This is a genomic window from Mixta sp. BE291 (assembly GCF_031457955.1).
In the GTDB taxonomy this organism is placed as follows: domain Bacteria; phylum Pseudomonadota; class Gammaproteobacteria; order Enterobacterales; family Enterobacteriaceae; genus Mixta.
In genome coordinates this window covers 20,871-47,705 of the sequence record NZ_JAVDXN010000007.1, presented here as the reverse complement: position 1 = coordinate 47,705, position 26,835 = coordinate 20,871, and the positions used below count along the sequence as shown (strand labels likewise).

At 55.7% G+C, this 26,835-nt stretch carries 24 protein-coding genes; 5 read left to right on the top strand and 19 right to left on the bottom strand.

The window, feature by feature from the left end; translation table 11 throughout:
* Window positions 1–30 precede the first annotated feature (30 nt).
* The 4 genes from glrR to purL form a co-directional block, all read right to left on the bottom strand.
* Window positions 31–1,368, bottom strand: coding sequence for a two-component system response regulator GlrR (gene glrR, locus J2X14_RS16310; RefSeq protein WP_352412234.1), 1,338 nt, complete (start codon window positions 1,366–1,368; stop codon window positions 31–33).
* Window positions 1,368–2,096, bottom strand: coding sequence for a two-component system QseEF-associated lipoprotein QseG (gene qseG, locus J2X14_RS16305; RefSeq protein ID WP_352412233.1), 729 nt, complete (start codon window positions 2,094–2,096; stop codon window positions 1,368–1,370). The genes glrR and qseG overlap by 1 nt, the downstream gene beginning before the upstream one ends.
* A gap of 6 nt (window positions 2,097–2,102) precedes the next feature.
* Window positions 2,103–3,527 carry a sensor histidine kinase gene (locus J2X14_RS16300; RefSeq protein ID WP_352412232.1) on the bottom strand — a complete coding sequence of 475 codons (1,425 nt, stop codon included), beginning with the start codon at window positions 3,525–3,527 and terminating at the stop codon, window positions 2,103–2,105.
* A 612-nt stretch (window positions 3,528–4,139) separates the two neighbouring features.
* Window positions 4,140–8,030: a phosphoribosylformylglycinamidine synthase gene (gene purL / locus J2X14_RS16295; protein ID WP_352412231.1), complete on the bottom strand. Its 3,891-nt coding sequence runs from the start codon at window positions 8,028–8,030 to the stop codon at window positions 4,140–4,142.
* 264 nt (window positions 8,031–8,294) lie between these two features.
* Between purL and mltF the strand changes: the two genes are divergently transcribed.
* Window positions 8,295–9,752, top strand: coding sequence for a membrane-bound lytic murein transglycosylase MltF (mltF, locus tag J2X14_RS16290; RefSeq protein ID WP_352412230.1), 1,458 nt, complete (start codon window positions 8,295–8,297; stop codon window positions 9,750–9,752).
* Between the two features lie 7 nt (window positions 9,753–9,759).
* Here mltF and tadA read toward each other — a convergent pair whose 3' ends face one another.
* On the bottom strand, window positions 9,760–10,263 hold the full coding sequence (tadA, locus tag J2X14_RS16285; protein WP_352412229.1) for a tRNA adenosine(34) deaminase TadA: 504 nt from the start codon (window positions 10,261–10,263) through the stop codon (window positions 9,760–9,762).
* A 60-nt stretch (window positions 10,264–10,323) separates the two neighbouring features.
* Complete coding sequence (gene yfhb / locus J2X14_RS16280) at window positions 10,324–10,959, bottom strand: phosphatidylglycerophosphatase C (RefSeq protein WP_352412228.1); 636 nt, start codon at window positions 10,957–10,959, stop codon at window positions 10,324–10,326.
* Window positions 10,960–11,187: 228 nt separating this feature from the next.
* On the opposite strand from yfhb, the gene J2X14_RS16275 reads away from it, so the two are divergent.
* Complete coding sequence (locus J2X14_RS16275) at window positions 11,188–12,027, top strand: MurR/RpiR family transcriptional regulator (RefSeq protein WP_352412227.1); 840 nt, start codon at window positions 11,188–11,190, stop codon at window positions 12,025–12,027.
* A 59-nt stretch (window positions 12,028–12,086) separates the two neighbouring features.
* Window positions 12,087–12,341 (top strand): YfhL family 4Fe-4S dicluster ferredoxin, encoded by a 255-nt coding sequence (locus J2X14_RS16270; protein WP_352412226.1) that lies wholly within the window; start codon window positions 12,087–12,089, stop codon window positions 12,339–12,341.
* Window positions 12,342–12,353: 12 nt separating this feature from the next.
* Here the strand turns inward: J2X14_RS16270 and acpS are convergent, their stop codons facing one another.
* The 11 genes from acpS to rpoE form a co-directional block, all read right to left on the bottom strand.
* Window positions 12,354–12,734 carry a holo-ACP synthase gene (gene acpS, locus J2X14_RS16265; protein ID WP_352412225.1) on the bottom strand — a complete coding sequence of 127 codons (381 nt, stop codon included), beginning with the start codon at window positions 12,732–12,734 and terminating at the stop codon, window positions 12,354–12,356.
* Complete coding sequence (pdxJ, locus tag J2X14_RS16260) at window positions 12,734–13,465, bottom strand: pyridoxine 5'-phosphate synthase (RefSeq protein ID WP_352412224.1); 732 nt, start codon at window positions 13,463–13,465, stop codon at window positions 12,734–12,736. Before pdxJ ends, acpS begins: the two co-directional genes overlap by 1 nt.
* 59 nt (window positions 13,466–13,524) lie before the next feature.
* Window positions 13,525–14,259 (bottom strand): DNA repair protein RecO, encoded by a 735-nt coding sequence (recO, locus tag J2X14_RS16255; protein WP_352412223.1) that lies wholly within the window; start codon window positions 14,257–14,259, stop codon window positions 13,525–13,527.
* Between the two features lie 7 nt (window positions 14,260–14,266).
* Entirely contained in the window at window positions 14,267–15,172 is a 906-nt protein-coding gene (gene era, locus J2X14_RS16250; RefSeq protein WP_352412222.1) for a GTPase Era, read from the bottom strand.
* A complete protein-coding gene (rnc, locus tag J2X14_RS16245) occupies window positions 15,169–15,849 on the bottom strand; it encodes a ribonuclease III (RefSeq protein WP_352412221.1) in 681 nt (226 codons plus the stop codon). The genes era and rnc overlap by 4 nt, the downstream gene beginning before the upstream one ends.
* A gap of 130 nt (window positions 15,850–15,979) precedes the next feature.
* The gene (gene lepB / locus J2X14_RS16240) at window positions 15,980–16,954 is read right to left on the bottom strand and encodes a signal peptidase I (RefSeq protein ID WP_352412220.1); all 975 of its coding nucleotides are present in this window, start codon (window positions 16,952–16,954) and stop codon (window positions 15,980–15,982) included.
* Between the two features lie 9 nt (window positions 16,955–16,963).
* On the bottom strand, window positions 16,964–18,763 hold the full coding sequence (gene lepA, locus J2X14_RS16235) for a translation elongation factor 4 (protein WP_352412219.1): 1,800 nt from the start codon (window positions 18,761–18,763) through the stop codon (window positions 16,964–16,966).
* A 237-nt stretch (window positions 18,764–19,000) separates the two neighbouring features.
* Window positions 19,001–19,468, bottom strand: a complete 468-nt coding sequence (rseC, locus tag J2X14_RS16230) for a SoxR-reducing system protein RseC (protein ID WP_352412218.1) — start codon at window positions 19,466–19,468, stop codon at window positions 19,001–19,003.
* Window positions 19,465–20,421: a sigma-E factor regulatory protein RseB gene (gene rseB / locus J2X14_RS16225; RefSeq protein WP_352412217.1), complete on the bottom strand. Its 957-nt coding sequence runs from the start codon at window positions 20,419–20,421 to the stop codon at window positions 19,465–19,467. The genes rseC and rseB overlap by 4 nt, the downstream gene beginning before the upstream one ends.
* Window positions 20,421–21,071: an anti-sigma-E factor RseA gene (gene rseA, locus J2X14_RS16220; RefSeq protein ID WP_352412216.1), complete on the bottom strand. Its 651-nt coding sequence runs from the start codon at window positions 21,069–21,071 to the stop codon at window positions 20,421–20,423. The genes rseB and rseA overlap by 1 nt, the downstream gene beginning before the upstream one ends.
* A gap of 30 nt (window positions 21,072–21,101) precedes the next feature.
* On the bottom strand, window positions 21,102–21,677 hold the full coding sequence (gene rpoE, locus J2X14_RS16215) for an RNA polymerase sigma factor RpoE (RefSeq protein ID WP_085070649.1): 576 nt from the start codon (window positions 21,675–21,677) through the stop codon (window positions 21,102–21,104).
* 473 nt (window positions 21,678–22,150) lie between these two features.
* Here rpoE and nadB point away from each other — a divergent pair, with 473 nt between their 5' ends.
* Window positions 22,151–23,770: an L-aspartate oxidase gene (nadB, locus tag J2X14_RS16210; RefSeq protein ID WP_352412215.1), complete on the top strand. Its 1,620-nt coding sequence runs from the start codon at window positions 22,151–22,153 to the stop codon at window positions 23,768–23,770.
* Here the strand turns inward: nadB and trmN are convergent.
* On the bottom strand, window positions 23,755–24,492 hold the full coding sequence (gene trmN / locus J2X14_RS16205; protein ID WP_352412214.1) for a tRNA(1)(Val) (adenine(37)-N(6))-methyltransferase TrmN: 738 nt from the start codon (window positions 24,490–24,492) through the stop codon (window positions 23,755–23,757). The two genes, nadB and trmN, sit on opposite strands and share 16 nt — an antisense overlap.
* Window positions 24,493–24,624: 132 nt before the next feature.
* On the opposite strand from trmN, the gene srmB reads away from it, so the two are divergent.
* On the top strand, window positions 24,625–25,968 hold the full coding sequence (gene srmB / locus J2X14_RS16200) for an ATP-dependent RNA helicase SrmB (RefSeq protein ID WP_352412213.1): 1,344 nt from the start codon (window positions 24,625–24,627) through the stop codon (window positions 25,966–25,968).
* Window positions 25,969–26,193: 225 nt separating this feature from the next.
* Here srmB and grcA read toward each other — a convergent pair whose 3' ends face one another.
* Window positions 26,194–26,577 carry an autonomous glycyl radical cofactor GrcA gene (gene grcA, locus J2X14_RS16195; protein WP_352412212.1) on the bottom strand — a complete coding sequence of 128 codons (384 nt, stop codon included), beginning with the start codon at window positions 26,575–26,577 and terminating at the stop codon, window positions 26,194–26,196.
* Between the last annotated feature and the right edge of the window lie 258 nt (window positions 26,578–26,835).

Genomic DNA, 26,835 nt, shown 5'->3' with positions numbered 1-26,835 from the left:
CATATCTCACCGCGTGAAAGGCACTAAAAACTATGGCTCTTTGAAGTCGTTGGCGTCCAGCTCGTGGCGTGACAGCAGCTTATAAAACTCTGTGCGATTACGTCCAGCCAGCCTGGCGGCGTTAGTGACGTTGCCTTTGGTCATCTGCAACAATTTACGCAGATAGTTCAGTTCGAACTGGTTACGCGCCTCGACAAAGGTTGGCAACGCGGTATTTTCGCCCGCCAGCGCCTGCTCCACCAGCGCCTCGCTAATCACCGGCGCGGAGCTCAGGGCTACGCACTGTTCAATCACGTTCACCAGCTGGCGCACATTGCCGGGCCAGCTGGCGCTCATCAGACGCTTCATGGCATCGGTTGAGAAACTGCGTACAAACGGCTTATGCCGTTCTGCCGCCTGGCGCAGCAGATGGTTAGCCAGCAGCGGAATATCTTCAGCACGCTCATGCAGCGCCGGAATTTTCAGGCTCACCACATTCAGACGATAAAACAGATCTTCCCGGAACTCCTGCTTTTCCATCGCTTTCGGCAGGTCACGATGGGTGGCGGAAAGGATGCGCACATTGATATCCACATCGCGGTTACTGCCCAAAGGCCGTACTTTGCGCTCCTGCAATACACGCAGCAGCTTAACCTGCAACGTTGGCGGCATATCGCCAATTTCATCTAAAAACAGCGTGCCGCCTTCGGCCGCCTGGAACAACCCTTCCCGTGCGCTCACCGCGCCGGTAAAGGCGCCGCGCGCATGGCCAAACAGCTCAGATTCCAGCAGCTGCTCCGGCAAGGCACCGCAGTTGATGGCAATAAAAGGCCTGGCGGCGCGCGGGCTGGCGGCATGAATCGCCTTTGCCAGCACCTCTTTGCCAGTGCCGCTCTGCCCGTTAATTAACACGCTGACGTCAGATTGCGCCACCATATGCGCCTGTTCCAACAGGCGCTGCATTAGCGGGCTGCGGGTCACGATCGCTTCACGCCAGGCATCATTGCTGGCTGGCGCGCTGTGCGTCATCGCCTCATCAATCGCCTTGTAGAGCGCATCGCGATCCACCGGTTTGGTGAGAAAGCTAAACACCCCTTGCCGCGTGGCGGAAACCGCTTCAGGTATCGAGCCGTGCGCCGTCAGGATAATCACCGGCAGGCCGGGATGAAGTTTCTGAATCTCACCAAACAGCGCCAGGCCATCCATCTCATCCATACGCAGATCGCTGATGACCAGATCGACTTTCTCTTTATTAAGCTGACGCAGCGCGTCTGGCCCGCTGCTGGCCGTCGTGACCTGAAAACCTTCGCTGGTTAAACGCATCCCCAATAGCTTCAACAGCGCGGGATCGTCATCAACCAGCAGCAAACGGGCGGAGTTACGTGGCATTATTGCGCCTCTTTTTCATGACTGTTTTCACCTGACGACGCGGGTGCTCCATTGATGCCGCTCTCATCAGCATGACTATTATCAGAGACATCCGGCGACTTACGTGAAGAGAGCTGGCGCTCAATATCGGTCAGTGTCTCCAGCTTACGACGCGTCTCTGTCAGTTCGCGACTCAGGCTAAGCTGCTTTTGCCGCAGCGCATCAAGCTGACTGTCGCTGCTTTGCTGCAGATGGTGATAGCGCGTGCGGCTTTCCGAAAGATCCAGCAGTGCCGCCTGATGGTTACGCCATAGCTGAAGCAGCGGACGTACAGAGCCGGGATACGCCACGCTAAAACTGTCCAGCTGTTCCACATACTGACGCCGCTCAACCGGCGTGACGTTGCCATTATCCAGCAGGATCCCCTGCTTAAAGCTATTTTGCCAGTTGGTAGCTGGCCAGCCGTGCGCCTCGGCTCGCGCCTGGATCGGCGAGAGCCGTGCGGCGCAATCGATCGCGCGCATCCAGTAGAGCGGATTTTTTACGCTGTTGCTGTCGTCGATATGCCAGACGCGAGCGCAATCGACGGCCAGATAATCGACAATATTGATTTTTGGCTCAGGCGGCGCTTCAACCTGACGCGATAACACGCTGTGTGTCGGCTGCTGACAGGCAGCAACCAGTAAGGCCGACAAGAGCAACAGACGGCGGCCAAAATGTTGTGCGGCAGAGAATGTAAATATGGTCATTAGCTATCATTTCCCGACGCTCAAATTAAGTTCGATACGGAAGCAAACATCAGCCTGATCCGTGGTGATAAGTTGCAGATCGCCCTGCATACGCCGCAGGCAATCTTTGGCGATGCTCAGCCCCAGCCCGCTGCCTTTTACGGCGCCTTTACGCTGCTGGCTTCCCTGGAAAAAAGGCTCGAAAATCATCGCCTGCTCTGCTTCCGGGATCGGCGTGCCGGTATTTGCCACATCAATCCATACCCGCTCGCCCTGTTTCTGACTGCGCAACCAAATGGTACCGGATTCATTGCCGTAATACACAGCGTTGGAATAGAGATTATCGATCACCCGCATCAGCAGCATCGGTTCAGCGCGGCAGGCGGTGACCTGCAGATCCAGTTCGGTTTGCATTGCTTTGCTGCGTGCGGGAAGCGCATGCGCCGCCACAACGCTGTGAACGATCTCCGCCAGGTTCACCGTCTCCAGCGATTGCGGGCTATCGGCCAGCTTGCGGTTGTAGTCAAGCAGCTGCTCAATCAGACGCTGCAAATGACGGCTGCTGCCATCCAGAATAGTGACAACCTCTTTTTGATCGGCGGTTAACGGGCCAGCTACTTCATCCGCCAACAGCTCGGTGCCTTCACGCATGCTGGCCAGCGGCGTTTTCAGTTCATGGGAGATATGCCGTAAAAACTCATGACGCTGCGATTCCAGCCACGCCAGCCGTTCGCTCAGCCACAGGATTCGCTGGCCCAGCGCCCGAATTTCACGTGGGCCTTTAAAGCTAACCGTGTTGCCCAGCGGCCGCCCTTCGCCCAGCCGGTTGATCATCCGCTCGACGCCTTTGACCGGCCCGATAATCATGCGGGTAAACAGCAGCACCAGCCCCAGCGTTACCATAAACAGCAGCAGCGCCTGCCAGCCAAAGAACTGCCCACGTTCGGCAATCTCCCGCTGTAGCTGTAAGCCGCGTGAAAAGGCGGTTTCACGCGTGGCCTGCACCATCTGCGTATTGGCGCTGGAAAACCGTGCCAGGTTTTCCGCCGCGGCGCTGACCGGATTACTGTTCAGGCAGTGCAGCTGTTCCAGCTGCGTCAGCGCCTGACGTAGGCTTTGCCAGGCGCGCAGATCGGGCAACACCTGCGCGTGCGCATCCAGCATCTGGGAATAGCGCGTACGTTGGGTTTGATAGAGACGCGCCAGCATGGGATCGCCCAGTACGCAATACTGACGATAGCTGCGCTCCAGCTCCAGCGCCGTGCGCGCCATCGCTTCGCTGCGGCGAACGTCCGTTAAGGTGGTGCGATTGGTATCGGCAGCCTGCTGGCTCAGCGCTGAAAGGCTTTCCCACGCCTGCCAGGCCAGCACCAACAGTGGCAGTAACACCAGCAAAAACGCCATCAGCACCAGCTGACGCAGGGAACGGGGGAAAAATCGCCAGCTTTTCACATGCATTATCCTTATTGAAGTGAGGATGATGCTAGCGAACAACGCGACGGGAGGAAAGTCTGAAACCATTAAGGCGAGCGGAAACGCGGCAAAGGCCGCAGAAATAAAAACGGCAGAGCCGAAGCTCTGCCGTTTCTGATGCGATGAAGCGTCACCGCATACTAATAGGTGGTGCCTAACTCAACGTTGCGCCCGGTGTTTGATAAAGTCGCAAGCGATCTATTATCGGTACGTGGACGGCAGGCACCGTATTGTGCGTCATTCGGCGTTTTATGAAGCGCTTGACCGCGTTAGCAGGGCTGTCATAAGGAGGTGAATGAGCCACTGCTGATATATTAGCAAAGAGTGTGCCAACTTTAAAACATTTATCTAACAGATTAATTAATAAAGATTAATACCATTAGAATTCTCCTGACCCTGACTAAAGTTAAATTTCCCCTGCTGCTGCTGTCGCTTATTAGCAACAGCTGACGCCCATTATAAAAAAAACAATAAATATCAATAGTTTAAATGTCTCCATTTAGAGACACATAAAACCCGCAACTGTCGTATTTTGGCAACGCATAAAAAAAACCGCACCGGAAGCCGATGCGGTTTTTAGCAGCCAGAATATTAACCTAACTGTTTACGCGCGTTACGGAAAATGCGCATCCATGGGCCATCTTCGCCCCACTCGGCGGGATGCCAGGAGTTGCTCACGGTACGGAACACGCGCTCCGGGTGCGGCATCATAATGGTGACGCGACCATTTTCACTGGTTACCGCCGTAATCCCGTTTGGCGAGCCGTTCGGGTTAGCCGGATAATTTTCAGTGACCTTGCCGTAATTATCGACAAAACGCAGCGCCACGATGCCTTTTGCTTCCAGCGCGGCAAGATGCGCGCCGTCGCGTACCTCAACAAACCCTTCGCCGTGCGAGACGGCAATCGGGATACGTGAACCAGCCATGCCGTCCAGCAGCAGTGACGGGCTGGCTGCAACCTCAACCAGGCTGAAGCGCGCTTCAAAACGCTCGGACTGGTTGCGTACAAAGCGCGGCCACATCTCGCTGCCGGGGATCAGCTCACGCAGGTTAGACATCATCTGGCAACCGTTACAGACGCCCAGCGCCAGGGTTTGCGGACGATGGAAAAAGGTCTCGAACTGATCGCGTACGCGACTGTTGAACAAAATTGATTTCGCCCAGCCTTCGCCTGCGCCCAGCACGTCGCCATACGAGAAGCCGCCACAGGCGACCAGTGCCTGAACCTCTTCCAGCGTGCTGCGCCCCGCCAGCAGATCGCTCATATGCACATCAACCGCATCAAAACCGGCGCGATGGAAAGCCGCCGCCATTTCAACGTGCGAGTTAACGCCCTGCTCACGCAGCACCGCCACTTTTGGCCGTGCGCCGCGGGCAATAAAGGGAGCGGCGATATCCTCCTGCGGCTTAAAGGTCAGATCAACATTCAGCCCCGGATCGTTGTCATCTTTTTTCGCTTCATGTTCCTGATCGGCACACGCCGGGTTATCACGCAGGCGCTGCATCTGCCAGGTGGTTTCTGCCCACCAGATGCGCAGCGTGGAGCGGCTTTCGCTGTAGATGGCGCGCTCGCCCGCGCGGATCACGAAGCGATCGCCAGGCAACGCCTTACCAAGGTAGTGAACGCAGTCGCTCAGGCCATGCTCGCCCAGCAGCGCTTCCACCGCAGCGCGGTCCTGCGCACGAACCTGAATCACCGCGCCCAGCTCTTCATTAAACAGCGCGGCCAGCGCATCCGCACCCAGCGTGGCGATATCCGCCTCGATCCCGCAGTGACCGGCAAACGCCATTTCCGCCAGCGTAACCAGCAGGCCGCCGTCGGAGCGGTCATGATAGGCCAGCAGCTTTCCGGCCTGCACCAGCGCCTGCATGGCGCTGAAGAAGCCTGCCAGCTGCTGCACATCGCGTACATCGGCGGGCTTATCGCCCAGCTGACGGAACACCTGCGCCAGCGCGGTAGCGCCTAATGCGTTCTGACCTTCCCCTAAGTCGATCAGCAGCAGTGCGTTATCCTCTGCCGCCTGTAGCTGCGGCGTTACCGTACGACGTACATCTTCAACGCGGGCAAATGCCGTGATCACCAGCGACAGCGGCGCGGTAACTTCACGCTGCTCGTTACCTTGCTGCCAGCGGGTTTTCATCGACATCGAATCTTTACCCACCGGAATGGTCAGTTCCAGCGCCGGGCACAGCTCTTCACCAATCGCTTTTACCGCATCGTACAGGCCGGCATCTTCGCCCGGGTGTCCGGCGGCGGCCATCCAGTTAGCCGAAAGCTTCACGCGTTTCAGCGCGCCGATATCGGTTGCCGCCAGGTTAGTTAATGCCTCGCCTACCGCCAGACGCGCCGAGGCGGCAAAGTCCAGCAGCGCCACCGGCGCACGCTCGCCGATAGAGAACGCTTCGCCATGATAGCTATCGAGACTGGCGGTAGTGACCGCACAGTTCGCCACCGGAATCTGCCATGGGCCGACCATCTGGTCACGCGCCACCATCCCGGTTACGCTGCGGTCGCCAATGGTGATCAGGAAGGTTTTCTCCGCCACGGTCGGCAGATGCATCACGCGTTTGACCGCCTCTTCCAGCGTAATACCGTCACGGACCAGCGCTTCGCCCTGCGCCTGCTGGCGGCTGACGTCACGCGTCATCTTCGGCGTTTTGCCTAACAGTACATCCAGCGGCATATCAATCGGCTGATTGTCGAAGTGGCTATCGGATAGCGTTAAATGCTGCTCTTCCGTGGCTTCACCAATCACCGCATAAGGCGCGCGCTCACGCTGGCACAGCTGGTCAAACAGCGCCAGTTTGTCTGGCGCCACCGCCAGCACATAGCGCTCCTGCGATTCGTTACACCAAACTTCAAGCGGGCTCATGCCCGGCTCATCATTCAGAATATCGCGCAGGTTGAAACGACCGCCGCGCCCGCCGTCGCTGACCAACTCCGGCATCGCGTTCGACAGGCCGCCCGCGCCAACATCATGGATAAACAGAATCGGGTTTTGCTCGCCCAGCTGCCAGCAGCGGTCGATAACTTCCTGACAGCGGCGTTCCATTTCCGGGTTATCGCGCTGCACCGACGCAAAATCGAGATCGGCATCAGACTGACCAGAGGTCATGGAGGAGGCCGCGCCGCCGCCAAGGCCAATATTCATCGCCGGACCGCCCAGCACAATCAGCTGCGCGCCCACGGTGATTTCGCCTTTCTGCACATGGTCGGCGCGAATATTGCCGATCCCGCCCGCCAGCATAATCGGCTTATGGTAGCCGCGCACTTCGCTGCCGTTATGGCTGTTTACCCGCTCTTCATAGGTACGGAAATAGCCGTTCAGCGCCGGACGGCCAAATTCATTATTGAATGCCGCGCCGCCCAGCGGGCCGTCGGTCATGATATCCAGCGCGCTGACGATACGATCCGGCTTGCCGAAATCCTCTTCCCATGGCTGTTCGAAGCCAGGAATACGCAGGTTAGACACCGAGAAGCCCACCAGCCCCGCTTTTGGCTTCGCGCCGCGTCCGGTGGCGCCTTCGTCACGAATTTCGCCGCCGGAACCGGTCGCCGCGCCCGGCCACGGTGAGATCGCCGTCGGGTGGTTATGGGTTTCTACTTTCATCAGGATATGAGTCGGTTCCTGATGGAAATCGTAAATGCCCTGCTGCGTATCGGCATAGAAGCGCCCCACCGCCGAGCCTTCCATCACTGCGGCGTTATCTTTATAGGCCGACAGCACATAGTCCGGCGTCTGGGCGAAGGTGTTTTTGATCATTTTGAACAGGGATTTCGGCTGCGATACGCCGTCGATTACCCAGTCCGCATTAAAAATTTTATGGCGGCAATGCTCAGAGTTCGCCTGAGCAAACATATACAGCTCAATATCGTTCGGGTTGCGCCCCAGTTTTTCAAACGCCGCCAGCAGATAGTCGATCTCATCATCGGCTAACGCCAGGCCCAGCTTCTGATTCGCCGCCTCCAGTGCGCTACGCCCCTGCGCCAGAATATCCACGCTCTGCAGCGGCTGCGGCTGTTGCTGCACGAAAAGTTTTTCCGCTTCCTGTAACTCGCTAAACACCGTTTCCATCATGCGATCGTGCAGCAGCGCCGCCAGCTGCGACCATTGCGCTTCGGTTAGCTGCGGCGCCTGCACATAAAAGGCCAGCCCGCGCTCAAGGCGACGCACCTGCGGCAAATCACAGTTATGAGCGATATCAGTGGCTTTAGAAGACCAGGGTGAAAGCGTACCCGGACGCGGCGTGACCAGCAGTAAACGCCCTTGTGGCGCATGTTCGGCGAGAGAGGGACCGTATTTCAGCAGACGTTGCAGGCGGGATTTTTCTTCTGCGGTCAGCGGTGCGCTGACATCAGCAAAATGGACATACTCGGCGTAAATATCACTCACCGGCAGGTGAGCATCCTGAAAGCGGGTCAGCAGTTTGTTTACACGAAATGCCGACAGAGCGGGCGAACCACGCAGAATTTCCATCATTAAGATCTCTCGTCAGAGCGCCGGAGGACGCTTCTTTGGGCGCAACAGGGAAAACGGGCGGTATTATAAAGAAACGACGCCGGTAACGAAACCGTTTGCGTGGAAATTTCCACCCTGAGAAATAGCCTGAAAATTACACGATTCCTGCTATTAAAGTTGCTCTACGCCGCTTTGTTGCGCAAAATGCTCCACGCTCTGGGATTTAATAGATAACAAACGCTGCCCGAAGAGACAGAGGCCTGAGAGCCACCGAGAGATAACTATTTGAAACGCCTGAAAATTAATTATCTGCTTATCGGGTTGATCACCGTGCTGCTGGCAGTAGCGCTTTGGCCAACCATCCCGTGGTACGGCGGGACACAGGATAAAATTGCGCAGATAAAATCACGGGGAGTGCTACGAATCAGTACCATTAATTCCCCGTTGACTTACTACACCGTCAATAACGCACCGGCTGGAATGGATTACGAGCTGGCGAAGCGCTTCGCCGATTATCTGGGCGTCACGTTGCAGGTTACTGTGCGCCAGAATCTCAATGACCTGTTTGACGACCTGGATGATAATGATGCCGATCTGCTGGCTGCCGGGCTGATTTATAACAGCGAGCGGCTGGCGCGTTTTCGTACCGGCCCCAGTTATTATTCCGTTTCGCAGCAGCTGGTTTATCGCATCGGCACCCCGCGACCAAAGAACCTCGGCAACCTGAAAGGACGGCTGACGGTGGCTTCCGGCTCCGCCTATATGTCTACGCTGCGTAATATCAAAGAGAATCAGTACCCCGATCTGGACTGGGCTATCTCGACCGACCAAGGGCCAAAAGCGTTGCTGGAAGCGGTTGCGGACGGCGAGCTGGATTACACCGTTGGAGATTCCATTACCATCGGGCTGCTGCAGCGTATTCATCCGCAGCTGGCGGTGGCGTTTGATATCACCGAGGAAGAGCCGGTCACCTGGTATACGCAGCGCGATGAGGATGACAGCCTCTCTGCGGCGATGCTTGATTTCTTTAGCCAGATGGAAGAGGAAGGCGCGATGGCGCGACTGGAGGAGAAATACCTTGGTCATGTCGGCGCCTTTGACTATGTCGATACCCGCACCTTTCTGCGTGCGATCGATGATACGCTGCCCGGCATCCGCCCGCTGTTTGAGCGCTATGCGACGGAAATAGACTGGCGACTGCTGGCGGCAATCTCTTATCAGGAGTCGCACTGGAATCCTCAGGCGACGTCGCCAACCGGCGTACGCGGTCTGATGATGCTGACGCGCAATACCGCCGAAAGCCTGAACGTCAGCGATCGTCTTGATCCTGAGCAGAGCGTGCGCGGCGGCACCGAATATTTGCTGCGCATGATGGATAAATTCCCCTCCTCGGTGCCGGAAGATGAACGTATCTGGTTTGCGCTGGCAGCCTATAACATGGGTTACGCGCATATGCTGGATGTGCGCAAGCTGACCGAAAAACAGGGTGGCGATCCCGATAGCTGGGCAGACGTTAAGCTACGTTTGCCGATGCTGAGCCAGAAGCGCTATTACAGCCAGACCACCTATGGCTATGCGCGCGGGCACGAGGCCTATAATTATGTGGAGAATATTCGCAAGTATCAGCTCAGCCTGGTGGGTTACCTGCAAGAGCAGGAGAAAAAGCTGGCCCAGCGCAAGGCGCTGGAGGCCGCTTTAGGCGAAGGTTATCCGGCGGTTGCGCCTGATATCGCCATGAACTGATTCGGTTTCAGGAAGGATCGGCCTGCTGCTGCGCCAGGCGCTGCGCGCGCTTTTGTTCGCGGCGCATACGAAAAAAATCACTGAGTATCGCGGAACATTCATCTGCCAGCACGCCATGCACCACCTTGACCTGGTGGTTCATGCCCGGATGTCCCAAAATATCCATCAGCGAACCGGCCGCGCCGGTTTTTCCATCTCTGGCGCCAAACACCAGCCGATCAATGCGGCTATGAACAATCGCGCCCGCGCACATCACACACGGCTCCAGCGTGACATAAAGCGTGGTATTGAGCAGGCGATAGTTCCCCAGCGCCTGGCCTCCCTGACGCAGCGCCATCATCTCGGCGTGCGCCGTGGGATCGTGCTGACCGATGGGCCCGTTCCACCCTTCGCCAATCATCTGTTCGCCCTGTACCAGCACTGCTCCCACCGGAACTTCGCCCTGCTCACGCGCCCGCTGCGCCAGCTGTAACGCATAGCGCATCCAGTATTCATCACTTGTTTCGCCCACAGTACTCTCCAGCGGAAAAAATGCGGCTGGCATTATAACCAAACCAGTTAATAGACCCAATTATTCCAGTTGTTGCAGTTTCCCATGAGGCGTAACGCGCCAGCGATGCTGGCAAAAGTAGAGCAACGGGTTATCCTGTTTGCTGTCGCTGTAGCCGCTGTAGAGCTGTAACGGCGTACCGATTTTCTCTTCCAGCTGCACGACTTTCTCATGACCAAGGCAGCGCAGGCTAAGAACACGCCCGCCCCAGCCTCGCGCCATCTGGCTGGCGATAAGCTTCACGCGCGGCAGAAAAGCGGAATCGAAATAGACCTGCTCCACCAGCGGCTGCGGCGAACCGGTGATTAACCAGACATCAGCATCCTCGCTGCTGAGATAATCGGTCAGGCGCTGCTGCACCACGGGAAACGCCACCACGCGCTGCCGGAACCAGCGGGCAAAGTTCGCCTCACGGCGCTGCAATGTCGCTTCGCTGTGCCCAAAGGTGATCGACCACAGCAGCAGGCTCATGGGCCAGCGCGCCGCGCGCCCCTTGATCAACAACCCTGCGCCCACCACCGGCAACAGCGGTATCACCAACAGCAAATTAAGCGGTTGTCGCCACAGCAGATAGCGCATAAAGGTGCCAAACATATCCTGTTGATGTAAGGTACCGTCCAGATCGAAAAATACCACTCGTCGTTGCGAGTCCGCCATTAAACCGCTCTCCTTCAATAAGCCTTTTGCTTCAGCATTCATTAGTGTAGACAGTAGCAGCCATCACTGGCTAACGGCAGCCTGTTTGCAATGTGATTTGGCTTCCGTTTTGATCCGCGTTATAACATCACTTCAACAATGCTTTATGCTTATTCTTCAGTGGGTAAGTTGCTAAAGTGGCGTTCACGTCCGCTTTTAGCTGGCAATATCAATCTGAAGGAGTCCGCCATGAGTGCCTTGTTACGCATCCGCCAACTCTATTCGGGGCTGGCGCTGAACGAGCGTCGGCTGGCCGATTATCTTCTGGCGCAGCCCGCTCATGCCTGCCAGCTTAGCTCACCGCGCCTGGCGCAGGAAGCGGGCGTGAGTCAGTCCAGCGTGGTTAAATTTGCCCAAAAGCTGGGCTATAAGGGTTTTCCGGCGCTAAAGCTGGCGCTGAATGAATCGTTGCAGGCTAAAGAGTCGATTACGGTACATAACCATATTTTAAGCGGCGATCCGCTAAAGGTGGTGGGCGAAAAGCTGTTTACGGAAAAGGTCTCGGCGATCCGCGCCACGCTGGATATCAACAGCGAAGAAAAGCTGCTGGAGACGCTGGCGCTGATAAAACGCGCCGATCGTATTGTGCTGGTCGGTATGGGCGCATCGGGGCTGGTGGCGAAAGATTTTTCATGGAAGCTGATGAAAATCGGCATCAGCGCGGTGGCGGAACAGGATATGCACGCGTTGCTGGCCAGCGTACAGGCGCTACGCGCCGGGGATCTGCTGCTGGCTATCTCCTACAGCGGCGAACGACGTGAGATCAATCTTGCCGCTCAGGAGGCGGTGCGCGTTGGCGCTTATGTGCTGGCCTTTACCGGTTTTACGCCAAACACACTGCAGCAGTGTGCGACGCATTGCCTCTATACCGTGGCGGAAGAACAGAGCACGCGCAGCGCGGCGATCTCCTCGACTTCGGCTCAGCTGGCGCTGACCGACTTACTGTTTATGGCGCTGGTGCAGCAGGATGCCGAGCGCGCTTCCGACTATATTCGCCACAGCGAGTCGCTGGTAAAAAAACTGGTATGATCTGTTAGCGCGCGTATAATGACCGCGCTTTAGGTTATTCAGGCGGGACCGGGAACATCATGGCGTTACTGATCACTAAAAAATGCATTAATTGCGATATGTGCGAACCGGAATGCCCAAACCAGGCGATTTCCATGGGCGATGAAATTTACGTTATCGACCCCTGGCTTTGTACTGAGTGCGTAGGACATTACGATACGCCGACCTGCATGAGCGTTTGCCCAATCGATAACACCATTGTTACCGATCCGGCGCATCAGGAAAATCGTGATCAGCTGTGGGAAAAGTTTGTGCTTATCCAGCAGGCAGTATGAGGCGTTTCCGCCTCAGCTTTCAATAATCACCGTGGCGCACGCGTAGTGACGCTCATCAGCCAGCGTAACATGCACGTTTTGCACCCCCAGTTTGGTTGCCAGCTCGGCCGCCTGCTGAAAAAAGCGTAGCTCCGGCTTACCAAGCGCATCGTTATAGACTTCAAACTGATTAAACGCCAGGCCACCGCGGATCCCGGTGCCGAATGCTTTCGCCGCCGCTTCTTTTACCGCGAAACGCTTGGCGAGAAAACGCACCGGCTGCTGATGCTTTTGATATTGTTGCCACTCGTTTTCACTTAGCACGCGGCGCGCCAGGCGATCGCCTGAACGGCTGATCACCCCTTCGATACGCTCGATTTCAACGATATCGGTGCCCAGTCCGAGAATAGCCATTAGCGACGCGCTTCCCGCATCAGCTGCTTCATCTCTTTTACCGCATCCGCCAGCCCGCTCATCAGCGCGCGGCCAATAATGGCGTGCCCGATATTCAGCTCGTGCATTTCCGGCAGCGCGGCAATCGGCAGGACGTTATGATAGGTTAAGCCGTGCCCGGCGTTGACTTTCAGCCCTTTTGCGGCCGCGTAGCTCGCCGCCTGACGAATACGCGCCAGCTCAGCGTCACGCGCGCTGCCCTCTTCCGCTTCGGCATAAGCGCCGGTGTGGATTTCAATATAGGGCGCGCCTGCGGCAACGGCCGCATCAATCTGCCGCACATCGGCATCAATAAACAGGGAAACCAGAATGCCCGCCGCGCTCAGACGCGCTACCGCCGCGCTGATGTTCGCCTGCTGGCCCGCCACATCCAGGCCGCCTTCGGTGGTGACTTCCTGACGCTTTTCCGGCACCAGGCAGCAGAAATGCGGTTTCAGCTCACAGGCGATGGCTAACATCTCTTCCGTGACCGCCATCTCCAGATTCATGCGCGTTTCAATGGTCTGCCGCAGCAGACGCACGTCGCGATCGGTGATATGACGACGATCTTCACGCAGATGCACGGTAATGCCGTCCGCGCCCGCCTGCTCGGCAACAAAAGCCGCCTGCACTGGATCGGGATAGTGGGTGCCGCGCGCGTTACGCACGGTAGCGATATGATCGATATTGACGCCTAATAACAACTCAGCCATGACAATCCTCAGAATGTTGCAGTTATTCAGGCAGCGAAACGCCTCGGCGCTCGCTGTATTTACGCCTGGCTATCCGGCGTATCAGCGCGCTTTTTAGGGATAAACTGACGGAACAGCTCCTGGCTTTTTAGCGGCTTGCCGCCCAGCCACGGTTTTAACGCCATACGAGTAAAGCGTTTTGCCGCCCGCAGCGTATCGCCATCAGGAAAATCGCGCTCCGCCAGCGCCCGCAGATGCCGTCCGGTAAAGCTGCGCTGGTTTATCACCAAGCTGGCGATAAAACCTTTTTCTTCACGATAGCTGTAGGTCATGCCATCTTCAATCTCTTCGCCGGTTCCGGCGCAGTGCAGAAAATCGACGCCATAACCTAAGTGACCGAGCAGCGCCAGCTCAAACCGCCGCAGCGCCGGTTCCGGGCTGCCGTTGGCCTGCGCCAGAGACTGAATGCAGTGAAGGTAATCAAAGAAGAGTTCAGGGAAAGGGGTTTCATGCTCCAGCACGCGCGCCACCAGCTCGTTGACATACAGGCCGCAGTAGAGCGTGGTGCCGCTTAAGGGCAAAGCCAGCGAGACCGCCTCGACATTGCGCAGCGTTTTGACTTCGCCACGGCCGCCCCAGCGCACCAGCAGCGGCGTGAAAGGCTGCAGCGCCCCCTTGAGATGGGAGCGCTTAGCGCGCGCCCCTTTGGAGATCACGCGCACCCGACCATGATTTTCGGTAAAGAGATCCAGCATCAGGCTGGTTTCGCTCCAGGGCCGCCCATGCAAGACAAACGCGCGCTGCCAGCCTTCCATTCAGCAATCAGAGATCGTCAACATAGCCCAGGCTACGCAGCGCACGCTCGTCATCCGCCCAGCCCGACTTCACTTTAACCCACAGTTCAAGATGCACTTTCATCTCAAACAGCTCTTCCATATCCTTACGGGCTTCAATACCGATGGTTTTGATTTTGGCGCCTTTGTTGCCAATCACCATCTTCTTCTGGCCTTCACGCTCAACCAGAATCAGGCCGTTGATATCATAACCGCCGCGCTCATTGGTGATAAAGCGTTCGATCTCAACCGTGACCGAATAGGGCAGCTCAGCGCCGAGAAAACGCATCAGTTTTTCACGGATAATTTCCGACGCCATAAAACGCTGCGAGCGATCGGTGATGTAATCTTCCGGGAAGTGATGATCGGCTTGCGGCAGGCGCTTGCGCACGATGCTGGCAATGGTATCGACATTTTTCCCGCTTTCTGCGGAGATCGGCACCATATCCATAAATTCCATCTGCTGGCTCAGGAACTGCAGGTGCGGCAGCAGAATCGATTTATCGGTGATGTTGTCGACTTTGTTGATCGCCAGCAGCACCGGCACTTTGTTCTCTTTCAGCTTGTTGAGCACCATCTCATCATCGGCGGTCCAGCGCGTGCCTTCCACCACAAAAATGATCAGCTCTACGTCGCCGATGGAGCTACTGGCGGCACGGTTCATCAGACGGTTAATCGCCCGCTTCTCTTCGATGTGCAGGCCGGGGGTATCCACGTAAATCGCCTGATAAGCGCCTTCGGTATGGATGCCCATAATGCGATGGCGCGTGGTTTGCGGTTTACGCGAGGTGATGGAAACCTTCTGCCCCAGTAACTGGTTCAGCAGCGTGGATTTGCCAACGTTGGGGCGGCCGACAATCGCAATAAAGCCGCAGTGCATCTGTTGTTCGCTCATTCGAGTCCTAACTTAATCAGCGCCTGTTCGGCCGCTGCCTGTTCAGCTTTACGACGGCTTGAACCGGTGCCCACCACCGGCTCTGCCATGCCGCTCACCTGACAGTGAATGGTAAATTCCTGATCGTGCGCTTCGCCACGTACCTGCACCACCAGATAGGAGGGTAGCGGTAGATGACGACCCTGCAGATACTCCTGCAGACGCGTTTTTGGATCTTTCTGTTTGTCGCCGGGGCTGATCTCATCCAGACGGCTTTGATACCAGTTAAGGATCAGCTGCTCGACGGTTTGAATGTCGCTGTCGAGAAACACGCCGCCGATTAAGGCTTCAACGGTATCGGCCAGGATCGATTCACGACGGAAACCGCCGCTTTTCAGCTCGCCAGGCCCCAGGCGCAGGCATTCGCCCAAATCAAATTCGCGCGCCATCTCCGCCAGGGTATTTCCCCTTACCAGCGTCGCGCGCATGCGGCTCATATCGCCCTCGTCCACGCGGGGAAAGCGGTGATAAAGCGCATTAGCAATAACAAAGCTCAGGATAGAATCGCCAAGAAACTCAAGACGTTCGTTATGTTTACTGCTGGCACTCCGGTGGGTTAATGCCTGTTGCAGCAGATCCTGATGAGTAAAAGTGTAGCCCAGCTTTCGCTGGAGCTTATTAATGAGGATGGGATTCATGCGATACCAATTTCAATAATGCGTCAATTATGCTGCATACGAAACAGGGCTGACGATAATCAACGCTAAACAGTTTCGTTTGCAGTGGCTTCCCGCAGACGGGAAGCCATCCGTTTTACTCACGACAACCTTAGTGGATGCCGCCAATACGACTCAGACGAACGCCGGTTGGCCACTCGCCTTCCTGTTTTTCAAAGCTCATCCAGATAGCGGTCGCTTTGCCAACCAGGTTTCTCTCTGGTACGAATCCCCAGTAACGGCTGTCAGCGCTGTTATCACGGTTATCGCCCATCATAAAATAGTGTCCTGCGGGTACTACCCAGCTCGCCTGCGGCTGTCCCGGCTGCTGATAATACATGCTGGCCTGACTTCGCGCTTCTGTTACCAGTAAAATATTGTGAGTAACATCACCCAACGTCTCTTTACGGCCCGCCAGGCGCAGACCGCCAGGCATGGTTTCGCCCGGCGGAACCTGCCAGAAACCGTTGCCGGATTCATTGCCGTCAAAGCCGCTGAACGTCTGGATAAAGTTGCTGGGCGCCACATCTGAATAAGTGATCGGCAGCGCTTTATCACAGGATTTACCGCTGTCACAAGCCGGATTAACCGTCAGCGTTTTATTAAGCGCATCATAGGTCACGCGGTCGCCCGGCAGGCCGATAACGCGCTTGATATAGTCCAGGCTGGGATCTTTAGGATATTTAAACACGGCGATGTCGCCGCGCTTTGGATGTCCGGTCGGGATCAGCGTCGTCTGGGTAATGGGATCTTTGATGCCGTAGGCAAATTTCTCTACCACGATAAAATCGCCAATCAGCAGCGTCGGCATCATGGAGCCGGATGGGATCTGAAAAGGCTCATAAATAAATGAGCGCACCACAAACACCACCGCCAGCACCGGAAACACCGATGCCGTGGTTTCGACCCAGCCGGGCTGCTTCGCCACTTTCGCCAGCGTTTTATCATCCAGCGAATTGCCGGTTTGCGCCTGAGCCTGAGCCTGCTGCGCACGGCGGGCCGGTGCCCACTTGAATCGGTCAATACACCAGATAATGCCGGTGACCAGCGTGGCGATCGCTAGAATCAGGGCAAACATATTAGCCATCAGATATCCTTATTTACTGTCTTTGCCCACGTGCAGAATGGCGAGGAACGCTTCCTGCGGCAGCTCAACGTTGCCGACCTGCTTCATGCGCTTCTTACCTTCTTTCTGCTTCTGCAACAGCTTTTTCTTACGGCTGACGTCGCCGCCGTAACATTTGGCGATAACGTTTTTACGCAGCTGTTTTACCGTCGAACGGGCGATAATGTGGTTACCGATCGCCGCCTGAATCGCAATATCAAACTGCTGGCGCGGGATCAGTTCTTTCATTTTTTCCACCAGTTCGCGACCACGATACTGCGAGTTGTCACGGTGGGTAATCAGCGCCAGCGCATCAACGCGCTCGGCGTTGATCAATACGTCGACGCGCACCATGTCGGACGCCTGGAAGCGCTTGAAGTTATAATCCAGCGAGGCGTAACCGCGCGAAGTGGATTTCAGACGATCAAAGAAGTCCAGCACCACTTCCGCCATCGGAATTTCATAGGTCAACGCAACCTGATTGCCGTGATAAACCATGTTGGTCTGAACGCCGCGTTTTTCAACGCACAGCGTGATCACGTTGCCCAGGTACTCCTGCGGCATCAGCATATGACATTCTGCGATCGGCTCACGCAGTTCGTTAATGTTGTTTAACGGCGGCAGCTTAGAGGGGCTGTCGACATACACGGTTTCACCGCCGGTGGTTTCCACTTCGTATACCACGGTCGGCGCGGTGGTAATCAGGTCGAGATCGTATTCACGCTCCAGACGCTCCTGAATGATCTCCATATGCAGCAGACCCAGGAAGCCACAGCGGAAACCAAAGCCCAGCGCCGTTGAGCTTTCCGGCTCATAGAACAGCGAGGCATCGTTCAGGCTCAGCTTGCCCAGCGCATCACGGAAGGCTTCATAGTCGTCGGAGCTGATCGGGAACAGACCGGCATACACCTGCGGCTTCACTTTCTTAAAGCCCGGCAGCGCTTTATCTGCGCTGTGTTTGGAACCGGTTAAAGTATCGCCTACCGGTGCGCCAAGGATATCTTTGATCGCACAAACCAGCCAGCCTACTTCGCCGCAGTTCAACACGTCGCGATCGACCTGTTTCGGCGTGAAGATACCCAGGCGATCGGCGTTATAGACCTGACCGGTGCTCATCACTTTGATCTTTTCGCCTTTGCGCAGGGTGCCGTTTTTGATACGCACCAGCGACACTACGCCCAGATAGTTATCAAACCATGAGTCGATGATCAGCGCCTGCAGCGGCGCGTTCGGGTCGCCTTCCGGCGGCGGGATATCACGCACCAGGCGCTCCAGCACTTCCGGTACGCCAACGCCGGTTTTGGCCGAGCAACGCACCGCATCCGTGGCGTCGATGCCGACGATATCTTCAATTTCCTGCGCCGCACGATCGGGATCGGCCGCTGGCAGGTCAATTTTGTTCAGTACCGGCACCACTTCCAGATCCATTTCAATGGCGGTATAGCAGTTAGCCAATGTTTGCGCTTCCACGCCCTGCCCTGCGTCTACCACCAGCAGCGCACCTTCACAGGCGGCAAGAGAACGCGAGACCTCATAGGAAAAGTCAACGTGGCCTGGAGTGTCGATAAAATTGAGCTGGTAAGTTTCACCGCTTTGCGCTTTGTAATCGAGCGTCACGCTCTGCGCTTTGATAGTGATGCCACGCTCACGCTCCAGATCCATTGAGTCCAGAACCTGCGCAGCCATTTCACGATCGGTTAAGCCGCCGCAAATCTGGATCAAACGATCTGATAAGGTCGATTTGCCGTGGTCGATGTGCGCGATGATCGAAAAGTTTCTTATATGCTTCATTATGGAGGTTTTTCTGCCTTACAAATGCTGAAACTCTCGCGATGCAACCTCAGGAGAGCGTGGAATATCACAGGCGGAGAGCGCCCGAATGGCGCATTGTACACGACATATCAGGGTGGTGGAATCATCGCGCCGGGAGATAAAGCAAGGAAAACGGGATGATAGCGTATTTGCCGTAAGTGAAGTGCAAAAAAGCGTAAAACATTAGCCGGACGAAATGAACCGTCCGGCTGATATTTAGTGGGATTCTTGCTCAACCCGCAACACATCGGGCGGCAGCATGACATTGAGAATCACCGGCTGGAAGGCTTCGCCTTCGCCAAAACGCATCGAAACGCCTTTCGCGACAATAAAGCCACCGATGCCGCCCAACAAGGCGCCGCAGGCGGCAGCCAGGTCGGTATGAAACAGCATCTGAAACAGCCCGGCCAGCAGGAACAGCCCCAGCAGCGGCGTCATATAGACCAGCAGCGCAGAGCTTAACAGGCTGCTTTCACGAATCCCCAGTTCAACCCGTTGACCGGGCTGCAGCGGCTTTTCGCTGGCAATCTGCATCACATGCGCGTTTTTCGGCCCCAGCTTGTTGAGCATCGCGCTGCCGCAGCCTTTACGCGCTGAACAGCTGTTACAGGTGGTTTTCACTTCCGAGTGGAGCGTGGCGATGCCATCCTGCCACGCAACCACGGTGGCCCATTCTCTCATCATCGTTGTGTACCTACGTTAATACTGTTGGCGATACGCTTCGCCGTAGAGGGCGGTAATTCGCCCACGATGGTAATGTCACTGTTGTTGCGGGTGGCAGTTTGCACCGTACGGCGGCCGGTACGCAACAGCTGCGTAGTGCTATTTTTATCCGCCGGGCTCACGTTAATGGAAAAACTAAACAGCCCGTCGGAATAGAACCTTGATTCCACAGACTTATTCAGCGCCGGCAGGTTACGTCGGCTTTGTGCCACCTCTTTCATACCGGCGGGCAGCCACGTTGGCTGCCAGTTAAAAGCCACCTTTTGCGCCTGCGGCACCGAGAGCGACGGCGGCAAATTCGCCTTTTCCAGCCCCTGCATTAAATTGCGTACGCCTTCGTCAACGGCAAAGCTGACGACCCGATACTGCTCCAGCGTTTCGCCGTCGCGATCCAGCAGATCGATACGCAGCGGCAGCTTGGTTTCGCTATCCAGCCAGACAATGTAGCTGTAACGCGTTCCGTCACGCGCCACGATACGCACCACTTCGCACAGCTGATCGGCAATACGCGTGCGTCCAACAGGCACGAAATCGTAGCTGGCGGTTAAATGTTTAAAATCGGCATAAACCAGGGAGGGCAACGCATCAACGATATGCGAACCGGGCAGAGAAAAAGGCTCCAGCCCAGGCTCAAAGTAGCTGATATCGTTGCCGCGTTGAATCACTTCCCGACGCGGTCCATCCATCTGCAACAGCTGTGCGTAAACCTTGTTATCAATTATCGCATGGCGATAGCGTAACGATTCAATACCCAGCCGGGAGACGTTGATGTAGGCGAGTTCATAATTGAGAGACTGACTAGCCTGTTCCATCTGTTGCAACAACGCCCCGGATGCAGTTTCCTGCGCCGGGGCGATGGACGAATAAAACAGGCCGCCAGCCAACAGGCTAACGGCACACCAGAGCTGCTTCATTACTGCTGCTGTATTCCTAACGACTGATTTCCTGGAACCTGAACCTGCGCCTGCTGTGGGCCATGCGCATCAAACTGCATCTGTTCAGTATGTAAACGACGCTGCAGCTCGTAATCCTGTAGCATCGCGTTCACCCGACGACGCTGCTCCTGCACCTGCTGGCTGGCGCTGTTGGTGTCAAAGCTGTCAGACGGCACGCCGAGGCTGACCGGAGACGCTTTGCCCATCATCGGCAGCGTATTGAAAACCGGCGCTTCTGAAGCCTGACCCGCATCCTGCGGCTGGTTATAGTGCTGCACGCCGACAATCACCGCCAGAGAGACGCAGGCGGCAACACCGACCTGGGTAATCTGCGCCGCCCAGGGACGCATTTTTTTCCAGAACGGCATTTTTTCAAAGCGAGCGGGCTCTGGCTGCGCTTCCGGAATAAACGTTGCTACATTGCGCGCCGGTTCCTGTTCGATAGCGGCGGCAACACGCGCGGCGATATCAAAATGCACCGTTTCGCCCACGTCGCCACGCAACGTATCGCGGATAAGATGATAGCTTTCCCATCTTTGTTGCAGTGTAGCGTCTTTAGACAATGCGGAAATCACTTCGTTGTCCAAAGTTTCGCCATCCATTAAAGCGGAAAGTTTTTCTTTCTGCATGCCTCAGTACCCTTCCTGTATCCGTTATTTCTAACGTTGGATAAGTGGTTGAACTTTGTTATCGATGGCCTCTCGTGCGCGAAAAATACGCGAGCGGACGGTGCCGACCGGACAATCCATGATGGCTGCTATCTCTTCATAGCTTAAACCATCCAGCTCCCGCAGCGTGATCGCCATACGTAAATCTTCCGGGAGCGATTCAATGGTACGGAACACTACCTGTTTCAATTCATCAGACAACATTAAGTTCTCAGGGTTCGATATTTCTTTCAGCGCCCCGGCGCTTTCGAAATTCTCGGCCTCCATCGCATCCACATCGCTGGACGGCGGACGCCTTCCCTGAGCAACCAGGTAGTTTTTCGCGGTGTTAACGGCAATACGGTATAACCAGGTATAAAATGCGCTATCGCCGCGGAATGAGTCCAGCGCACGATAAGCTTTAATAAAGGATTCCTGTACCACATCGGGTACGTCGCCTGACGGTACGTAGCGCGAAACCAGGCTCGCCACTTTATGCTGGTAACGTACAACCAGTAAATTGAATGACTTCTGATCTCCTTTCTGTACCCGCTCAACGAGAATTTGATCCGTTAATTGCTCGCTCATCCGAGGTAATATCTCCTCAAATCATTCTCCACGCGTAATTGAACCAGCAGCGATCACTCAACTTTATGAGCAAGCCCCCGTTAGAGCCGGTCATAAGACAATAGTTCAGTTAAGCCACTTTTTTGTTACGTCACCGGATACTTTTCTTTGACAAAATAGTAATTGTGTCCAGAAAACCACCGGCACCGACCTGTTTTTCATCATTAACCGGCTATCTGACGTAAGCCGCAGAGTACCCGATGCGCACGATATTTTCATCTTTAACGCGTAATTATTGCGTCGTGTTCGCCATAATAAACAGTTTGCGTTAAAAACGCGCTTTTCCGACGCTTTTCAACGCAAACAGAGCCATTGTCAGCGCAAAAGAGGCGCACGCGTTGTCGCAGATTGTGCCTGAGCGTGCATTTAACGCTTTTTAAGCGGACGCTTTGCGCTTATGCTCAGCTGACCACTTGTTTAGTATAATAAACACCATGAGCGATATATCCGATTATCAGTGCGATGTTTTGATTATTGGCAGCGGCGCGGCAGGCTTATCACTGGCTTTGCGGCTGGCAGAGACACAACAGGTTACCGTATTAAGCAAAGGCGCGGTGAGCGAAGGCTCAAGCCTGTATGCGCAAGGCGGTATCGCCGCCGTTTTTGATGAGATGGACAGCATCGAATCGCATGTGGAAGATACGCTGATTGCCGGTGCCGGGCTGTGCGAGCGTGACGCGGTGGATTTTATCGCCCGCAACGCGCGTCACTGCGTGGAGTGGCTGATAAAACATGGCGTCGCCTTTGATAAGGAAACCCAGCCCGACGGCGCAGAGCGCTATCACTTAACGCGCGAGGGCGGCCACAGTCACCGACGCATCTTACACAGCGCGGATGCCACCGGACGCGAAGTGGTCACCACGCTGGTCAGCCAGGCGCTAAGCCATCCTAATATTCGCATTCTTGAACGCACCAACGCCGTTGATCTTATCCTCTCTGACCGATTAGGCGTGCCCGGCCCTCGCCGTGTGCTGGGTGCCTGGATCTGGAACCGTAACCGCGAGCAGGTGGAAACCTGTAGCGCACGCGCCGTGGTGCTGGCGACCGGTGGCGCAGCGAAAGTTTATCAATACACCACGAACCCTGACGTCGCTTCCGGCGATGGCGTCGCTATGGCCTGGCGTGCGGGTTGTCGCGTCGCCAATATGGAATTTAATCAGTTCCATCCCACCTGCCTCTATCATCCTCAGGCGCGCAATTTTTTATTAACCGAAGCGTTGCGCGGTGAAGGCGCTTATTTACGCCGCCCTGACGGCAGCCGCTTTATGCCCGATTTTGACGAACGCGCCGAGCTGGCACCGCGCGATATCGTGGCGCGCGCTATCGATCATGAGATGAAACGGCTGGGCGTTGAATGCATGTATCTGGATATCAGCCACCGGCCCGCTGAGTTTATTCGCGCGCATTTTCCAATGATCGACGAGAAGCTGCGCTCGCTGGGTTTCGATTTAACCCGCGAGCCGATACCGATTGTACCGGCGGCGCATTACACCTGCGGCGGCGTGATGGTTGATCAGCATGGCCGCAGCGATCTCGCGGGGCTGTATGCCATTGGTGAAGTGAGCTATACCGGTTTGCATGGGGCGAATCGTATGGCATCCAACTCGCTGCTGGAGTGTCTGGTGTATGGCTGGTCTGCCGCAGAAGAGATGGCGCGCACGCTGCCGCAGGTTAACCGTGTCGATACTTTACCGGCCTGGGACGAAAGCCAGGTGGATGATTCGGATGAGCGCGTGGTGATTCAACATAACTGGCATGAGCTGCGGCTGTTTATGTGGGATTACGTCGGCATTGTGCGCACCACGAAGCGTCTGGAGCGCGCCAGCCGCCGCATTGCGCTGCTCCAGCAGGAGATCGAAGAATATTACCGCCATTTCCGCATCTCTAACAATCTGCTGGAGTTACGTAATCTGGCGCAGGTCGCCGAACTGATTATCCAGAGTGCGATGCAGCGTAAAGAGAGCCGTGGCCTGCACTTTACGCTCGATTATCCCACCGCGCTGCCGCAATCCGGCCCCACGATTTTGCTGCCGCCTGGCTACATAAACAGATAAAAATCCTGGGTCAGGCTGCAAAACGCGGGCGAGTAGCGCTGGTCAGGCCCACGAATCACCATGCGCTCCTGTAGCAGCTCGCCCGCTGCCGGGGAAAAGCCCAGCAGCACGCGATGCGGTAAGCGCGTGCTGTTTTCCGCCACATCATTACGAAAACGCAGATGCCAGCCGCGCGCCAGCGCCAGGCTGACAAACTGCTTCCCCTCTTCTTCCGGCAGCACCAGGCAAAAGAAACCCTCTTCGCCAATCAGTATTTCCGCACAGCGCAGTAAACTTTCATGGTTAAGGGTATGCGTGGCGCGCGCCATATCGCGCGCCGATGAGGCGCAGGCGGGGCCTGGCGTAAAATAGGGCGGATTGCTGACAATCAGCGAATAACGTTGTGCCTGACGTGGCGCCCATTCAAGGATATCGGCCTGATGAATATGGATACGCTGTGCCCAGGGCGACTGCGCGACGTTTTCCTGCGCCTGGCAGGCCGCATCTTCATCCAGCTCGACGGCATCGATCGCGACGGTGGATGCCGTACGCTGCGCCAGCATTAACGCCAGCAGACCGCTGCCGCTGCCAATATCCAGAATACGCGTCGCCCGGGCAACCGGTGCCCAGGCGCCAAGCAAAATACTGTCGGTGCCCACTTTCATCGCACAGCGGTCGTGCGCGATAAAAAAGCGTTTAAAAGTAAAGCCGTTGCCACGTAACGGGCGTTTTGATTGCGACATAATCAGGACCAAAGACAAAATCGGTGCCAGCATAGGGGAAATAAGAGAGGGTTAAAAGCGATAAACTGCCGACAAACAGATGAAGATCGCCGCTAATCTGTCTATAATCAGCGCCCCAAACTGAGGTAGAACATGACCGCAACCACATTCTCCGAACTCGAACTTGATGAAAGCCTGCTGGAAGCCCTGCAGGACAAAGGCTTTTCCCGCCCTACCGCTATCCAGGCAGAAGCGATTCCCCCCGCGCTGGATGGTCGCGACGTGTTGGGTTCAGCACCAACCGGGACCGGGAAAACGGCGGCTTATCTTTTGCCCGCGCTGCAACACTTGCTGGACTTCCCGCGTAAAAAATCGGGCCCGCCACGGGTATTGATCCTGACGCCGACGCGTGAGCTGGCGATGCAGGTTGCCGATCAGGCGCAGGAACTGGCTAAGCATACTCAGCTGGACATCGCCACGATTACCGGCGGCGTGGCCTATATGAACCACGCTGAAGTGTTCAGTGAAAACCAGGATGTTGTGGTCGCCACCACGGGCCGCCTGCTGCAATACATTAAAGAAGAAAACTTCGACTGTCGCGCCGTAGAGATTTTGATCCTGGATGAAGCGGACCGCATGCTGGACATGGGTTTTGCGCAGGATATCGAAACGATCGCGGCGGAAACCCGCTGGCGTAAGCAGACCATGCTGTTCTCTGCGACGCTGGAAGGCAACAGCGTGAAAGATTTTGCCGAGCGTCTGCTGAACGAGCCGGTGGAGCTGGATTCCGATCCTTCACGTCGCGAACGTAAAAAGATCCAACAGTGGTACTACCGCGCTGACGACGTCGCGCATAAGACCAAACTGCTGGTGCATCTGTTGAAACAGCCTGAGGCGACCCGCTCGATCGTTTTTGTCCGTAAGCGCGATCGCGTGCATGAGCTGGTTAGCTGGCTGCACGAAGCGGGTATTCAAACCAGCTATCTTGAAGGCGAGATGGTGCAGGCAAAGCGTAATGAAGCGCTGAAGCGTCTGATGGATGGCCGGGTTAATGTGCTGGTTGCCACCGACGTCGCCGCACGCGGCATTGACGTGGATGACGTCAGCCACGTGATTAACTTTGATCTGCCGCGTACTGCCGATGTCTATCTGCACCGTATTGGTCGTACCGGTCGCGCGGGTCGTAAAGGCACCGCGCTATCGCTGGTAGAAGCGCACGATTATCTGCTGCTCGATAAAATCAGCCGCTATATCAGCGAACCGCTGAAAGCGCGCACTATTGATGAGCTGCGTCCGACCACGCGCACGCCGAACCAGAAGCTCAAAGGCAAACCGTCGAAGAAAGTGCTGGCGAAGCGTAAAGAACAAGATAAGAAGAAAGAAGAAGAGAACAAGCCACGCGTTAAGCTGCGCCACCGCGATCGCAAAAACATCGGTAAGCGCCGCAAGCCTGCCGCCGCTACCGGTAGCGAAAGCAAAAAAGACGGTGCTGAATAATTGCACCGCGCAACAAAAAACCGCCGTTTATCGGCGGTTTTTTTTCAGGCTGAGTTCGTAAAGCGTGGTTTGTAACATGTTTTTGACGCTAAGCCGCCAAAAAAATTATTCTCTTCATCCTGTCAGGTTTAACAACCTTGCACCTGACTGTTTTTTCATATGTTTTTCTGGAAACAGGCATGTTGCTTTTTTCAACGCGCCTGGAGCGTAATCAACCTTTTTTGCTTACAGACTTTCAGTAAACGTACGCGTAATAACATCACGCTGCTGTTCCGGCGTCAGCGAGTTAAAACGTACGGCATAGCCTGATACGCGAATGGTCAGCTGCGGGTATTTTTCCGGATGCTTAACCGCATCTTCCAGCGTTTCACGACGCAGCACGTTAACGTTCAGATGCTGGCCGCCTTCTACGCGCACCTGCGGTTTCATTTCCAGCGGGACTTCGCGATATTCAAACTGCCCCAGATCGCTCACCGGAACGATTTGATCTTCGGTGTAATCGCCTTTAGCGCAAACGCAGCGCGCCTCGGCTTTTTCATCATCCAGCAGCCAGAAAGAGTTAAGCAGCGCGCTGTTATCAGTTTTTGTAATTTGAATACCTGTAATCATATTTGCCTCCCAGGCGTAGTGACGCCAACGCTGTTGACAGCGTCAGGTTTGCGTTTAAAAAACATCCGTTGTTTATATACCAACGCATAGCGTGACTAACTTTGACCCAGGTCAATTAAATCCCTGGAGCAATTCCTGATGCAAAGCTAAATTTTTGTTTTGAATCAAATTTCACCAGTAAATTAATTTTGTAAATTTTCAATTTATTTTGGGGGTTGCTCACAGGCGCAGAGTCGTTACTCTGATGTTTTATTGTAA